The sequence below is a fragment of the Sulfuricurvum sp. MLSB genome (assembly GCF_000747095.1).
Taxonomy (GTDB): domain Bacteria; phylum Campylobacterota; class Campylobacteria; order Campylobacterales; family Sulfurimonadaceae; genus Sulfuricurvum.
This window is the reverse complement of record NZ_JQGL01000009.1, coordinates 1-12091: the sequence shown is the minus strand read 5'-3', so window position 1 is coordinate 12091 and position 12091 is coordinate 1. Positions and strand designations below refer to the sequence as shown.

Here is a 12091-nt window from a genome sequence, read left to right as displayed (position 1 = left end):
TGCCCGCGTCATAGAAGAGTTTCAAGATGACGTACAAATGGTTGCGTTCGAAGAGTTTGTGAAGCAGAGCATAGGTTTTAGCCCGAAGGGGATGCGTGATCGTCGTGTAGGTAAAATGAAACAGAACGCTTGAATCAAATTCCCACGAGCGGTCTTCAAGACCGGCAAGCATTTCGAGCAGGGCATTGATCGAAGGAGTCGGTAGACGGTACGAGGCATATAAAACACCTTCCGCCGCATAAAATCCCTGCCGGATTCTTCCCTGCCGCAGCCGTGATATTTGAGTTTTCTCATGCAAATAGGGGCGGGACATTTTTTTGACGTAGATGCGGGTGAAATTGTTGATCCGCCATTGCGCTTCGAGAAGCTTGGTAACCAGCCGCCGTTCATCGGAAAATCCGAGCATTTGAGCGATGCGGGGCATATAGTCGAGCACCAGCTGGTCTTGTTGCTTGCCGCTGAGGAGGTGCAGTGCGCTGCGAACACGGAAGAGCAATTCCAAAGCGATACGGTATTCACGGTATTGATCTTCGCTGAAAAGCGTTCCGGAGAGTTCTTTAAGAGTGGTGACGCCGTAAAGCGTTTTGGCAATCCAGTACAGAAGCTGCGAATCACGCAGACCACCGACCCCTTCTTTGATATGAGGTTGCATTGAGGAGGGGAATTTTTTTCGGCGGGTTTCAGCTTCTTGTATTTTGGCAAGGATGAACGCTTTGGGATTATCGTGACGTATTGCGGTGAGACGGGTTTGTACGGCGCTCCAGGTAAACGGCGAGCCGATGATAAGGCGCGATTCCATCATGGCGGTTTTGATCGTGATGTCTTCTCGCGATGCTCCCAGCAAATCGCTGACCTCATGGACCCGATGCCCCAGTTTCAGCCCCGCGTCCCAGGCCAGATAGAGAAATTTTTCGATGATCGCGGCGGTGTTGTACCCGTCATTTTTTTCATATACGATCATCAAATCGATATCACTGTGAACGCACAGCTGTTCGCGTCCGTAGCTTCCAAGGGCGATGAAGACAATGGGAATGTTGCTCCGCATCGGGAGATAGTTTCCGAAAAGACGCCGCAGGATTGTTTTGTACATTAGGCTGATGATCGAGTCGAGGGTTTTGGTATGGATAACGAGGAAATCTTTCCCCTGATTGCGTTCGAAAAGTTCGCCTAGGGAGTTTTTATAGTCGTTGATATGGGATTTGAAAAGCTTCGATATTTCAAAATCGCTTGCGTTCTTGTCGATGAGGTCTTCAATTTGTTCGGTAATGCTCATGGTGGTACGCTTTTTTTTAAATTATTGTACCCGATAATTGTCGTTTTTCTTTCGCTATAATGCGCGAAAAATAATCACATAGAAGAATACGATGACGGAACTGATTGATAAAGTAAAACGGCATGAGCGGCTGAGCTTCGATGAGGGGTTGGCGCTGTACGATCTGGATTTGTTTACTCTGGGCAAGCTTGCCGACGAACGGCGCAAGGCGCTGCACGGCAAGCGGACGTTTTTCAATATCAACCGCCATATCAATCCTACCAATATCTGCAAAGACGTCTGCAAATTCTGCGCGTACAGCGCGAGTCGTAAAAATCCCAATCCCTATACGTTGAGTCATGACGAGATTCTGTCCATCACCGATGATATTGTCGCACGCGGTATCCGTGAAGTTCATATCGTCTCGGCACACAACCCGGATACCGGATTGGAGTGGTACTTGGACGTCTTTCGCAAGATTAAAGCACGCCACCCGCAGCTGCACATTAAAGCGCTGACGGCGGCAGAAGTCCATTTTTTAGCCGAAGAGTACGGCAAAAGCTACGATGAGATTATCGATTTGATGATCGCCAACGGTGTCGATTCGATGCCCGGCGGCGGGGCCGAGATTTTCGATGAAAAAGTGCGCGACTATATCTGTAAAGGAAAAGTAACGTCGGCACAATGGCTGGAAATCCATCGTAAATGGCACGAACGCGGGATGAAATCCAATGTGACGATGCTGTTCGGCCATGTAGAAGAACGGCGGCACCGAATCGATCATATCTTACGGATACGTGATTTGCAGGACGTGACGGGCGGATTCAACTGCTTTATCCCTCTTGTGTATCAGACTGAGAATAATTATCTTAACGTTAAAGAACCCATCACGGCGCATGAAATCCTTAAAACCTATGCGATCAGCCGCATCCTTCTGGACAACGTCTCCAACCTCAAAGCCTATTGGGTTACGTCTACCGTCAATCTTGCTCTGGTGGCACAAGAATTCGGTGCAAATGATCTTGACGGTACGATCGAGCGCGAGTCGATCAACTCGGCGGCCGGAGCTAAAAGCGCGTACGGCATCAATCTTGAAGAGTTTGTCGGGCTGATTAAAAATAGCGGGTTTGAGCCCATCGAACGCGACAGCGTTTACAATGTCATTAAAGCGTGGTGACCTTTATCGTATTCGAGGAAGAGCGGAACGCTCCAGCTTTGAATTTAGTCAAAGCGGAGTAAAATCTATCCAACGAACCTAAAAAAGGTAATAATTATGTTGAATGTATTCAAGCGGCGGTTATACGCGTATCTCATGATTTATATCCTTATCATGGGCGTTGTAACGCTAGTGCTGAGCAGTCGGCATCAGACATTGACCAATAATTACATCGAGAGCAATGTACGCGAGTTCGATCAACGGATCGAAAGCTATCAATCGATGCAGCAAAAAATGATCGATAATTACCATCGGCTCTTTTTGGACTCTCCTGAAATCGCGGCGATTATGAAGCGTGCGATCGATGCGGACCCTGACACGCAGGAGAGATTGCGCCGTGATTTGATGGGGCAGACCGGTAAAATTTTTTCGACGCTTCAAGAATACGATGTCCGTCTTTTATTCTTCCATTTGCCGGGTTCAATCGCGTTTTTACGGGTACACGAACCCGACAAATTCGGCGATTTGTTGGCGAAAGCCAGACCGTTGATTGTTCATGCCCAAAATGAGAAGCAAAAAACCTTTGCGTTTGAAACGGGAAAACTTTTCGACGGGTTCCGTACCGTTTACCCGCTCTTTGATCGGAAAGCGTTTGTCGGAACGGTTGAAATCGCGTATCCGTTTTTATCGCTGAAAAAACAGGCTTTGCAGCAAAAACAAGGGGCGTATACGTTTTTGATCAAACGGAGCGTTCAGGAAGCTAAAGCGCGTAACGAAGATATGTATCGGCATTATTCACAATCGTCTTTGGGCGGCAATTATCTGGAAGATCGCGAGAGCGCCTTGTTGCGTGATGCCAGAGGATTTGACAAAGGGGAGATCGTATCGCTGATCGCAGCTAATCAGACGATCATTCACAAAGCGCTTGCGCAGGGTATCCTTCAAGGAGTCAAACTCTCCAATAACGGTGAATATTCGCTCCTGATTCTCAAGCCTGTGTATGAATTCGGCGGCAAACACGTTGCTTATATGGTCGAGTTAACCGACAATCACACCTTTTTTGAGGAGCGGATACGTGAATTTGTCTTGCTCTGGCTGAGTATTGCCGTCTTGTCAGCATTACTGATGTGGTACATTTACCGCTATCAGCGTTCAACGGTTTTTTTGGAACAATACCGCGACGCTATCGAAAAAACGATGATCGTCTCCCGCACCGATCCGAAGGGAATTATTACGTACGTGAATGACCGCTTTGCTCAAGTGAGCGGGTACACTGAAAAAGAGCTGTTGGGAAAATCCCATAATATCATCCGTCATCCGGACACTCCGGCTTCTCTTTTTAAAGAGCTATGGAGAACGATAAAAGACGGCAAAATATGGCGTGGTGAACTGAAAAATCGTACGAAAGAGGGAGAAGCATATTACGTCAAAAGCACGATTTACCCTCTCGTGGATGAAAACGGTGAAGTTGTCGAATACATCGGTTTGAGAGAAGATGTCACCGAGCTGGTGGAAGCGGCCAAAAAACTCGAAGACGAAAAGCGCCGTTTCGATACGATTTTCCAGCACCAAAAAAGTATTGTCGTTTTTACGGGCAGAGAAGGGGGAATCGAAATGGTTAACCGCCGTTTCTTCGACTATTTCGATTTTTCCGATGTGGACAGTTTTCTTGCCCGGCATCATTGTATTTGCGAGATGTTTATAACACGCAAAGGATATCTTTCGGCACCGACGTTTGCGGAATTTCTAGTCCAGCTTGCGTCAAGCTCGGAAGAGCATCGCAAGGTTCTGATCCGGGACAAACAAGGCAAAGAGCGGATTCTGGCGGTCGAGTATGCTCTGATTACCCTGAATGAAGGAGAATATATCATTTTCTCCTATCATGACATCACCGAGCTGGACGAAACCCTTCAACGAGAAGAACAGCTGCGGTTCCAGGCTCAGCGGAGCGAAGCGGCTAAAATGGAATTTTTAGCCAATATGAGTCACGAGATCCGTACCCCTCTAAACGGAATCATGGGCTTCGCAAACTTGCTTGAAAAGGCGGGTTTGGCAGAAGAACATCGTCGTCAGGCAAAGATTATTTCCGAACAGAGCAAAACCCTTCTGGGAATCATCAACGATATTCTCGACCTTTCCAAGATTGAAAGCGGTCATCTGGAACTTGAAAAAGTGCTTGTCAACCCTTTTATCGAATTTGAGATGGCTTTTTCGCTGTATGCGTCGATAGCGCAGGAAAAAGGGATTGACTACAGGGTGAAGCTGGACAGCCATATCAGTGAATGTATTGGGCTTGACAGTTTGCGGATCAAGCAAGTCATGGGTAATCTGATCTCTAATGCTTTGAAATTCACTCCGACAGGAGGAAAAATCGAAGTCGCGGTTGAGCGTATCGATGCGCAGCAAAAGCCTGATAAACTCTGTTTCAGCGTCACCGATTCGGGGATCGGGATTGCACCGGAGAAACTTCAGAGCATTTTTTCGCCGTTCATTCAGGAAGACAGCTCGACGACGCGCCAGTTCGGAGGAACCGGGTTGGGGCTGAGCATCAGTTCAAAACTGGTCTCGCTGTTTGGCGGAGAGTTGAAAGTCGAAAGTGAAAAAGGGCAGGGAAGCCGTTTTTGGTTTGAAATCACTGTCATGGAATGCGATCCGGGATCAGTTTTGGCGATGAACCTTGAAAATAGCAAAATCGGCGTCATGCATTCCGCGTCACCACATTATTCTCATGTTGTAAGTCAGTTGGAATCGTTTGGAATCGAGTACACGCGGTGCGATGAGAAAGTACTTGAAGCGGTCGCGCGGATGGATCGGCAGTGCGATCTGCTGATCGCTTTTGAAGACGACGGCGTTCAACGTGTACTGGCGGATTTGCCGCAGCAGGTGAGACAGATTATTCTTATCGGGAAGGCTGAACGGCGGTATCCCGAAAATGTCCAGGTTATTGAGGATTATGAAAGCTGCCCTTCAAAACTCTACAATGCACTTTTAGCCGCCAATGTGCGGGGGATGCATCCCGCTTCGGTAGGAAGCCCGGCACAGAAACAGTGGCACGGCAAACGGGTACTTGTTGCCGAAGATTACGATGTGAACCGGATACTGATCGACGCACTGCTCAAGATTCACGGTATTGATCCTGATTTTGCCGAAAACGGCAAAGAGGCAGTTGAAAAAGTCCGCCTGAACCGATACGACATGGTATTCATGGATGTGAATATGCCCGGCATGGACGGTCTGGAAGCAACACGTCTTATCCGAACGGAGAATCAAGAACTACCGATCATTGCATTGACGGCCAATGCGCTCACCGGTGACAGGGAACGTTTTATGACCGCGGGGATGAATGAACATCTGACCAAACCGCTGGATACGGACGAGTTGATTCGTATGCTTGAACGTTTTTTGGGTGAATCTTCAATTGAGCAGGAGATACAAACTTCTGAATCTATTAAGGAAGAAGATATATACGCAGGAGCCCTTGAATTTCTCAAACTTCCCAAAGAAATTATCGTGAGACTCTTCGATGCTTTCTGCTCCAGTTTGACCGCACGCCTTGCATCCTTGGAACAGGCTGTCACGGAGGAGAATCTTAAAGAGATAGAAGCGCAGGCCCATGCAATCAAAGGTGCGGCGGCGAATCTTCATTTGGGCGTTATCCGGGATTTGGCATCCCGGCTCGAAAACAGTTCACACGATAATACGCCGCTTGACTATGCTATGATTGTATCACGGATGCGGGCTGATTTCGAAAGGATACGTTCGCTGCATCAAGGCAGCTGAATTCAAATACGGATATAAGCGATTTATGGGTAAAATTTTTTATTAATGATTGCCCTCTCTAGGAATAATGATGATTTTAATGATCGATAATTACGACAGCTTCACCTATAACATCGTCCAGTATTGTCTGGAACTTGGTGCTGATCTGAAAATTATCCGTAATGATGAAATGAGTGTTGAAGAAATCGAAGCGCTGAAGCCGGAGAAAATCATTATTTCCCCGGGCCCGGCAACGCCGGATGATGCGGGCGTGACATTGGACGTGATCAAACATTTCGCCGACAAAGTACCGATTCTTGGAATCTGTTTGGGACATCAGAGTATTGCGCAGGCATTCGGAGCAGATGTGGTTCGGGCCAAACGGATGATGCACGGCAAAACCTCTAAAATGGTCCGTTCCGGTGAAACTCCTATTTTTAACAAATTGCCCGAGATATTCACGGCTACCCGTTACCATTCTTTGATCGTCGAGCAGGAAAATCTGCCGGACGTGATTATTCCGACCGCTTACAGTGAAGATGACCATGAAATCATGGCGCTTGAGATCAAAGACAAACCTATTTACGGAGTCCAGTTTCATCCTGAATCGATTATGAGCGAGTACGGGCACGAAATCATCGATAATTTTCTGAAATTATGAGAGTCAAAGTCCTTTTTGCAACGCTGATCGGAATCGATTTTATCCTTCTTCTGCTGCAAATTCGGGGACTCTCGATCGGCTATCACGAAGCCCGGATCGTTTATGGCGATCCATCCGCATTGCAACTGCTTTTAAATCTTTCTTTTTCATTATTCGGCCAAAACGACTATGCCCTACGGATACCGATGATACTGCTTCATCTGTCGTCTGTCATTTTGTTGTACGCTATGTCCAAGTATTACGTTACCCGCGATCAGGATCGGCTGTGGGTCGTTTTGATTTATACGCTTCTTCCGGGTGTCATCAGCTCGGCACTGGTCGTAGACAATGCGGGTTTGATGATCGCAACGCTCTTTCTATTCGGATATGTCTATCTGCGCTACGGTATCTATGCTATCGGAGTGCTTCCGCTGCTGGTATGGATCGATCCGGCGTTTGTGTATTTGTTTATCGCGATTACTTTGTACGGTATTTACCACAGAAAACTTCGTTGGATTGTGGCGGGTATATTGACGCTAGGGGCTTCGCTTTACTTTTACGGTATCGAGATCGGCGGATCTCCCGAGAGCCGTTTCCTCGATTTGCTCGGAGTTTATTCGGCCATTTTTTCACCGATCGTTTTCATCTATCTGTTTTATGTCCTGTATCGTCGTCTGATTGCCAAAGAACGGGATTTGATCTGGATGATCGCCATTACGGCGTTTTTGATTTCACTGTTTTTGTCGTTTCGCCAAAAAGTGGATGTCCAGACGTTTGCCCCTTTCTTGCTCCTTGCGTTGCCGCTGGCGGCACAAACCTTTTTTAAAACCTATCGCGTTCGTCTGAGAGAATTCAGGGGGCGCTACCGTATCCTTTTTTATACCGCCTTTTTGTTATTGGTACTAAACGCATTGGTCGTTTTCTTCAACCAGTGGATCTATCCTCTGCTGCAAAATCCGGCCCGTCATTTTGCTTATCCGATGCACGTGGCCAAAGAGCTTGCGCATACTTTGAAAGAAGAACGTATCCGGTGTATCAACACAAGTGAAGAGAAGTTACAGCTGCGTCTGCGTTTTTACGGAATAACGCAGTGTGATTCGTATCAGCTTACGGACGGGTATACCTCTGAAGGAAAAAAAGTTACAATAAGTTACATAAATACACCCGTGTTTGTTGGATATGTTACTAAAATAAACAAAAACTAGCTTTAGCCCTCTGAAAAATCGGTTTCCTGCTGATGAAATAGACTCCCTGGTGATATAATGTCTGTTAAATAGATTTTCGAAGGAGTTGCAATGGCTCAAAGAGCGATTCGTGAATACGACGGTAAAGCAATTTTCTCTAAACACTGGGAAAAATACTTCAGCGGTTTTCACTACGGTTTCAAATCAGTATTGGTAACCAGCGGTGATGAACTCCGTGCAAAAGCACAGGAACATGGTTTTGAATGGCTTAAACAAGAACCTCTCGTCGCTAAACCCGACATGTTGTTTGGTAAGCGCGGTAAAAACAATCTAGTATTGTTCAAAACCAATAAACCGGGTGACGTTACACTTGAAGAAGCAGCTAAATGGATCGATGAAAAAATTTCACACGAAACCATTCTTCTCTCCGGACAAAAAGGGACATTGACCCATTTTATTATTGAGCCGTTCACTCCTCACAGTCAGGATCAAGAATACTATATCTCTGCAACAACCGTCGGTGAAGACGACGTTCTTTATCTATCTGCCGAAGGCGGTATGGAAGTTGAAGAAGGATGGGAAGAAAAAGTCAATGAAGTGACGATCCCCATTACTATGGACGATGCAAACATCGAACATTTAATCCGTGCAAACGTTCCTGCCGGAATTCCTGCGGAAAACAAAGAGCGTTTCATCACATTCGCTGAGCAGTTCTATAAATTTTACCGCGATTTGAATTTTGCTTACCTCGAAATCAATCCGATCGTTATGATCGGTAACGACATGCACATTCTTGACCTCGTAGCCCGTCTGGATGACACGGCCGGTTTCATGATGGGCGATGCATGGTGCGGTGCGGAATTCCCGACGGCCTTCGGTATGGAAGATCAGTCTCCCGAAGAAAAAGCGATCGCTGAAGCGGACTCCAAATCGGGGGCTTCTTTGAAGTTGACCGTTCTTAACCCGATGGGACGTATCTGGACGATGGTTGCGGGCGGTGGAGCATCGGTCGTTTATGCCGATACGATTGCCGATCTTTCCGGAAATGTTTCTGATCTTGCCAACTACGGTGAGTATTCAGGCGGGCCGACAACGGGCGAAACAAAATTTTATGCGGATACGGTTCTTGATCTGATGACGCGTCACAAAGACCCTAAAGGGCGTGACAAAATTCTTATCATCGGCGGTGCTATCGCCAACTTCACCGACGTTGCGAAGACCTTCACCGGTATTATCCAATCGTTTGAAACCTATGCAGAGCGCATGAAAGAACACAACACGCGTATCTATGTACGCCGTGGCGGACCGAACTACGAAAAAGGTCTTAAAGATATTAAAGAAGCGGCAGACCGTTTGGGTCTTTACATCGAAGTGTACGGGCCTGAAACTCACGTGACCGACATCGTGCGCATGGCGCTGGAAAAATAAGGAGATAATTATGGGTGCTTTATTTACCAAAGATACACAAGCGATTTTTTGGAACAACAACGCAAGCGCTATCCAACGTATGTTGGATTATGACTACGTCATTAACCGTGCAAAACCTTCTGTTGCGGCAATTGTTGCCCCAACTTCAGGAAACAAATTCGAGAAGTTTTTCTACGGTCCTGATGAAGTGATGGTTCCGGTATTTCGCAATACTGTCGAAGCCGCCGCAGCTTTCCCGAATGCAGATGTTCTATTGAACTTTGCTTCTTTCCGTACGGCATATGACGTTACGATGGAAGCGATTGCAATCAAAGGGCAATTCAAAACCGTTATGGTTACCGCTGAGGGGATCCCTGAGCGTCTTGCGCGTAAAATGAATCAGGCGGCTCGTGATGCGGGTGTGGTCGTTATCGGACCGGCTACGGTCGGCGGTATCGCTCCGGGTGCGTTCAAAATCGCCAACGTCGGCGGTACGATTGAAAACATCATCAACTCTAAATTGCACCGTGCCGGTTCATGCGGACTTGTCACTCGCTCAGGCGGTTTGTTCAATGAACTTTCCAACATCATCTCTATCAATGCGGACGGTATTGCTGAGGGTGTTGCAATCGGCGGTGACCGTTTCGTAGGATCGGTATTCATCGACAACCTTCTTCGTATGGAAAGAAACCCAGAAGTTAAATACATGGTTCTTCTCGGTGAAGTAGGGGGTACGGAAGAGTACAAAGTGATCGAAGCCGTTAAATCGGGCAAAATCAAAAAACCGATCATCGCGTGGTGTATCGGTACGATCGCGAAACACTTCAGTTCGGGTGTTCAGTTCGGTCACGCAGGTGCTTCGGCAAATGCGGATGCTGAAACGGCAGCAGCGAAAAATGAAGCGATGGCCGCAGCAGGCATCTATGTTCCTTCGAGTTTCAATGACCTTCCGGCCAAAATCGCCGAAGTCTATGGCAAACTTCGCGCTGAGGGTGTGATCGGCGAGATCGCCGAGCCGGAACTCAAAACGGTTCCGAAAGTACGTCGTAAAAAAGAGTTTATTTGTACGATCTCGGATGACCGCGGTGACGAAGCGACGTATGCGGGTTATCCGATCAGCTCGGTGGCAACACCTGAAACCGGTTTTGGAATCGGTGATGTTATTTCACTCCTTTGGTTCAAAAAACGGTATCCGAAATGGGCGACCGATTATCTTGAGACGGTTATCAAAACCGTTGCCGATCACGGTCCTGCCGTATCGGGTGCGCACAACGCAAAAGTTACAGCACGTGCCGGCAAAGACGTTATCAGCTCATTGGTAACGGGTCTTTTGACCATCGGACCTCGTTTCGGCGGAGCGATCGATGACGCGGCTAAATATTTTAAATACGCAAACGACCGCGGTATGAGCCCGGCTGAGTTCATTGATTATATGAAAAAAGAGGGTAAAACGATCTCCGGTATCGGTCACCGTATCAAATCGGTCCGTAATCCTGACCTTCGTGTATCGGGTCTGAAAAAATACGCGGCCGAGCACTTCCCGGCAACTCCGTTGCTTGATTTCGCTCTTGAGGTCGAAAAACTGACTACGTCGAAAAAAGACAACCTGATCCTTAACGTTGACGGAACGATCGGTATCTTGATGGTCGATATGTGGCGTGCCCTCGGATACAGCGAAGAAGAGATCGACGGTTTCATCGATGCGGGTGCGTTGAACGCATTTTTCGTCGTCGGCCGCTCTATCGGATTCATCGGTCACATCCTCGACGAAAAACGTCTCGGTATGCCGATGTATCGTCATCCGACAGACGATATTCTTTACAACGTCGAACTGGCCGACGAAATCTAACTATGCTTATCGGATTCCCGTATTCGCGGGAATCTGTCCTCAACACTCTTTTTTTCCCTTCACTCTTTGGCTATAATCATCAATCGGTGATTTTTGTTTTTCCAAGGTACTCTTTATGAAACGTTATGCTTTTACGATGCTCGAACTGGTGTTTGTCATTATTGTCATCGGAATTTTGGCGGCACTCTCGATTCCTAATACGAGTTATACGCCGATCCAGCAGGCGGGAGAACAGGTTGCTGCTCATATCCGTTATACGCAGCATCTGGCTATGACGGATGATAAATACGATCCGACCGATGCGACATGGTATCGCGAAAAATGGCAAATACGCTTTAGAAGACTCATGAGTGAAAACGGATATGTCATATTTTCCGATTCGGTGAATACGCAGCGTAATGCGGATAATGCCGAAATCGCGATTGATCCGCTTTCAGGTGAACGGATGAACGGTTTTGATCGTTGGGATGTCGGCAACCTGAGTACTTCATACGGCATTTTGGGGACAACTTTGGGAGTTGAACAAAGCTGTTTCACTGCGGACGGCAGTCTCGTTACTGTAAACGAAGGGGTATTCGCATTCGATCATCTCGGCCGTCCGTACAGTGGCGTGAGCAATGCGGGAACACCGACGCAGTATCGTATGGTGAACGATTGTAATCTTACCTTGAGGGACAACACAGGGCAAAGGGCCATCATCACTGTCAGAGCTGACACAGGTTATGTCTCCGTCTCCTATCCATAATATATAGAAAAAGAGAATTTTTTTCGCAATTTGTATTTTTTTGCAAATTCTTTTGAATACCTCTTGACATAGTCTATTTTTTCCCCTATAATTCCCGTC

General features: G+C 47.1%; 8 protein-coding genes. 7 read left to right on the top strand and 1 reads right to left on the bottom strand.

All coding sequences use genetic code 11. The annotated features are described in order from the left end of the window. Nucleotides 1–1273 (bottom strand): DUF294 nucleotidyltransferase-like domain-containing protein (locus JU82_RS00865; protein ID WP_037945623.1); only part of this gene is annotated, 1273 nt, incomplete at its 3' end. A 91-nt stretch (nucleotides 1274–1364) separates the two neighbouring features. On the opposite strand from JU82_RS00865, the gene mqnE reads away from it, so the two are divergent. From mqnE to JU82_RS00825, 7 genes are all read left to right on the top strand, one after another. Continuing rightward, complete coding sequence (gene mqnE, locus JU82_RS00860; protein WP_037945622.1) at nucleotides 1365–2429, top strand: aminofutalosine synthase MqnE; 1065 nt, start codon at nucleotides 1365–1367, stop codon at nucleotides 2427–2429. Nucleotides 2430–2525: 96 nt separating this feature from the next. Continuing rightward, entirely contained in the window at nucleotides 2526–6188 is a 3663-nt protein-coding gene (locus JU82_RS11530) for an ATP-binding protein (RefSeq protein ID WP_294891946.1), read from the top strand. A 70-nt stretch (nucleotides 6189–6258) separates the two neighbouring features. Then, nucleotides 6259–6828 carry an aminodeoxychorismate/anthranilate synthase component II gene (locus JU82_RS00845; protein WP_037945620.1) on the top strand — a complete coding sequence of 190 codons (570 nt, stop codon included), beginning with the start codon at nucleotides 6259–6261 and terminating at the stop codon, nucleotides 6826–6828. Next, nucleotides 6825–8012, top strand: coding sequence for a membrane protein (locus tag JU82_RS00840; protein WP_037945619.1), 1188 nt, complete (start codon nucleotides 6825–6827; stop codon nucleotides 8010–8012). The genes JU82_RS00845 and JU82_RS00840 overlap by 4 nt, the downstream gene beginning before the upstream one ends. Before the next feature lie 90 nt (nucleotides 8013–8102). Next, the gene (locus JU82_RS00835) at nucleotides 8103–9419 is read left to right on the top strand and encodes an ATP citrate lyase citrate-binding domain-containing protein (RefSeq protein WP_037945618.1); all 1317 of its coding nucleotides are present in this window, start codon (nucleotides 8103–8105) and stop codon (nucleotides 9417–9419) included. Nucleotides 9420–9429: 10 nt separating this feature from the next. Continuing rightward, the gene (locus JU82_RS00830) at nucleotides 9430–11247 is read left to right on the top strand and encodes a citrate/2-methylcitrate synthase (RefSeq protein WP_037945617.1); all 1818 of its coding nucleotides are present in this window, start codon (nucleotides 9430–9432) and stop codon (nucleotides 11245–11247) included. 115 nt (nucleotides 11248–11362) lie between these two features. Beyond that, nucleotides 11363–11992 (top strand): type II secretion system protein, encoded by a 630-nt coding sequence (locus JU82_RS00825; protein WP_037945616.1) that lies wholly within the window; start codon nucleotides 11363–11365, stop codon nucleotides 11990–11992. Nucleotides 11993–12091 lie beyond the last annotated feature (99 nt).

Coding starts and splice junctions, on each gene's coding strand:
- JU82_RS00840 (WP_037945619.1), top strand. CDS start 6,825: ATGAGAGTCAAAGTCCTTTTTGCAACGCTGATCGGAATCGATTTTATC.
- JU82_RS00845 (WP_037945620.1), top strand. CDS start 6,259: ATGATTTTAATGATCGATAATTACGACAGCTTCACCTATAACATCGTC.
- JU82_RS00835 (WP_037945618.1), top strand. CDS start 8,103: ATGGCTCAAAGAGCGATTCGTGAATACGACGGTAAAGCAATTTTCTCT.
- mqnE (WP_037945622.1), top strand. CDS start 1,365: ATGACGGAACTGATTGATAAAGTAAAACGGCATGAGCGGCTGAGCTTC.
- JU82_RS00825 (WP_037945616.1), top strand. CDS start 11,363: ATGAAACGTTATGCTTTTACGATGCTCGAACTGGTGTTTGTCATTATT.
- JU82_RS11530 (WP_294891946.1), top strand. CDS start 2,526: ATGTTGAATGTATTCAAGCGGCGGTTATACGCGTATCTCATGATTTAT.
- JU82_RS00830 (WP_037945617.1), top strand. CDS start 9,430: ATGGGTGCTTTATTTACCAAAGATACACAAGCGATTTTTTGGAACAAC.